This window comes from Pantoea sp. Morm, assembly GCF_016643525.1.
GTDB lineage: Bacteria > Pseudomonadota > Gammaproteobacteria > Enterobacterales > Enterobacteriaceae > Pantoea > Pantoea dispersa.
Map to the genome: position 1 here is coordinate 1 of NZ_VOQX01000191.1, position 2928 is coordinate 2928.

Annotated in this window: 4 protein-coding genes and 1 pseudogene; all 5 read right to left on the reverse strand. The window is 53.2% G+C overall.

Annotation, left to right across the window (positions count from 1 at the left end; all coding sequences use genetic code 11):
• Positions 1-88 (reverse strand): recombination protein O N-terminal domain-containing protein (locus FT726_RS26580; RefSeq protein ID WP_407075096.1); only part of this gene is annotated, 88 nt, incomplete at its 3' end.
• Positions 89-91: 3 nt separating this feature from the next.
• Positions 92-994 carry a GTPase Era gene (gene era / locus FT726_RS26585; protein WP_034825620.1) on the reverse strand — a complete coding sequence of 301 codons (903 nt, stop codon included), beginning with the start codon at positions 992-994 and terminating at the stop codon, positions 92-94.
• Between the two features lie 54 nt (positions 995-1048).
• A complete protein-coding gene (gene rnc / locus FT726_RS26590; protein WP_034825618.1) occupies positions 1049-1729 on the reverse strand; it encodes a ribonuclease III in 681 nt (226 codons plus the stop codon).
• Between the two features lie 132 nt (positions 1730-1861).
• Positions 1862-2833, reverse strand: a complete 972-nt coding sequence (gene lepB / locus FT726_RS26595; protein ID WP_034825616.1) for a signal peptidase I — start codon at positions 2831-2833, stop codon at positions 1862-1864.
• Between the two features lie 9 nt (positions 2834-2842).
• Positions 2843-2928: pseudogene (locus tag FT726_RS27710) on the reverse strand (hypothetical protein); the annotation flags it as partial.

Consider the following 2928-nt stretch of genomic DNA (forward strand, 5'->3'; position numbering starts at 1 on the left):
CTTCGCTTTCGCTGAACAGATCGAGCAGGAGGCTGGTTTCGCTGTAAGGGCGACTATGCAGCACAAAGGCGCGTTGCCAGCCTTCCATCAATTATTCGTCTGTATAGCCCAGGCTGCGCAGTGCACGTTCGTCATCCGCCCAACCCGATTTCACTTTAACCCACAGTTCGAGATGCACTTTTGCTTCAAACATCTCTTCCATGTCTTTACGCGCTTCAATACCGATGGTTTTAATCTTGGCGCCTTTGTTGCCAATCACCATCTTCTTCTGCCCTTCGCGCTCGACGAGGATCAGACCGTTGATGTCATAGCCACCACGATCGTTAGAAACGAACTGTTCGATTTCGACGGTCACTGAGTAAGGCAGTTCCGCACCGAGGAAGCGCATCAGTTTTTCACGGATGATCTCAGACGCCATGAAGCGCTGTGAACGATCGGTGATGTAATCTTCCGGGAAGTGATGGTCAGATTTCGGCAGGCATTTGCGCGCGATAGCGGCAATCGCATCGACGTTTTTACCGCTTTCCGCCGAGATCGGTACGATCTCAAGGAAGTTCATCTGCTGGCTCAGGAACTGCAGGTGTGGCAGCAGAATGGTTTTATCCTGAATGTTATCGACCTTGTTAACCGCCAGCACCACCGGCACTTTGCCGTCGCGCAGCTTGTTCAAGACCATTTCGTCGTCCGGCGTCCAGCGGGTGCCTTCAACAACAAAAATCACCAGCTCCACATCACCAATTGAGCTGCTGGCAGCACGGTTCATCAGGCGGTTAATCGCCCGCTTCTCTTCCATGTGCAGCCCTGGGGTATCCACGTAGATCGCCTGATAAGCGCCTTCGGTGTGAATGCCCATGATGCGGTGACGCGTGGTTTGCGGTTTACGCGAGGTGATCGACACTTTCTGCCCCAGTAACTGGTTCAGTAAGGTGGATTTGCCGACGTTAGGTCGGCCGACAATCGCGATAAAGCCGCTGTGTGTTTCGATTTCGCTCATTCGAGTCCTGACTTGAGCAGCGTCGCTGTCGACGCTGCGATATGACTATGTATTTTATTCGAGACCAAGCTTAATTAATGCCTGTTCAGCGGCAGCTTGCTCTGCTTTACGGCGGCTGGAACCTACACCCACCACCGGTTCTGCCATGCCACTCACCTGACAGTGAATGGTGAATTCCTGATCGTGGGCTTCGCCACGTACCTGCACCACCAGATAAGAAGGCAGCGGCAGGTGACGCCCTTGCAGAAACTCCTGCAGACGCGTTTTAGGATCTTTTTGCTTATCACCCGGGCTGATCTCATCAAGGCGATTTTGGTACCAATCGAGAATCAGTTTCTCAACGGTTTGAATGTTGCTGTCGAGGAAGATACCGCCAATCAGCGCTTCAACCGTATCAGCAAGAATCGATTCGCGACGGAAACCGCCACTCTTCAGCTCGCCCGGTCCAAGACGTAAACATTCGCCAAGTTCAAACTCACGCGCCATCTCTGCCAGGGTATTGCCCCGCACCAGCGTAGCGCGCATGCGGCTCATGTCACCTTCATCCACACGCGGGAAGCGGTGATAAAGCGCATTGGCAATCACATAGCTGAGAATGGAATCGCCAAGAAACTCAAGACGTTCATTGTGCTTACTGCTGGCACTGCGGTGAGTCAATGCTTGCTGCAGTAGTTCCGGATGAGTAAAAGTGTAGCCCAGTTTGCGCTGCAGCTTGTTAATAAGGATGGGGTTCATGCGATTCCAGTTAATCTGTGCGTCTGTAACTCTGCATACGAAACAGGGCTGAGCTTCCAACACGTTCTGTTTCGTTTGCAGTGGCCCCCCGAAAGAGGCCAACCGTGTTGCCCACCGCAGTGGGCATAATGCTTAGTGGATTCCGCCGATGCGACTTAAGCGCACGCCCGTTGGCCACTGTCCTTCTTGTTTCTCAAAGCTCATCCAGATAGCCACCGCTTTACCGACCAGATTCTTCTCAGGCACAAAGCCCCAGTAGCGGCTGTCGGCGCTGTTATCGCGGTTATCGCCCATCATGAAATATTGCCCTTCCGGCACGATCCACGTGGATTGCGGCTGACCCGGCTGCTGATAATACATGCTTGCCTGGCTCTGCGCTTCGTTTACTAACAGGATATCGTGCGTCACCGTGCCCAACGTCTCTTTACGTGTTCCCAGACGCAGGCCGCCCTTCATGGTTTCACCCTGTGGTGCTTCAAAGAAGCCATTGCCGGTTTCGTTGCCATCAAAGCCGCTGAAGGTTTGAATGAAGCGGCTTGGCTCCACGTTGGTATAGGTGATCGGCAACGCGGTATCGCATTTGCCTGTGCCACAACCCGGGTTAACCGTCAGCGTTTTGCTGTACGGATCAAACACCACTTTGTCGCCCGGCAGACCGATGACGCGTTTGATGTAATCAACACTCGGATCTTTCGGGTATTTAAACACCGCCACATCACCGCGCTGCGGATGACCCGTTGGGATCAGCGTAGTTTGGGTAATCGGATCTTTAATCCCGTAGGCAAACTTCTCCACCAGAATAAAATCACCAATCAGCAGCGTTGGCATCATGGAACCTGATGGGATCTGGAACGGCTCAAAAATAAATGAGCGAACGATCAGTACCACCGCCAGCACCGGGAACACCGATGCCGCCGTTTCTACCCAGCCTGGCTGAGCCGCCACTTTGGCCAGCGTTTTGCCGTCCAATGTGTTGCCTGCCTGCGCTTGTGCAGCTGCCTGCTTAGCACGACGCGCCGGAGCCCACTTAAAGCGATCGATACACCAGATAACACCGGTTATCAGCGTGGCGATCACCAGAATCAGGGCGAACATATTAGCCATTAAAGTTCCTTATTTGCTGTCTTTACCGACATGCAGAATGGCAAGGAATGCTTCCTGCGGCAGCTCAACGTTGCCGACCTGCTTCATTCGCTTCT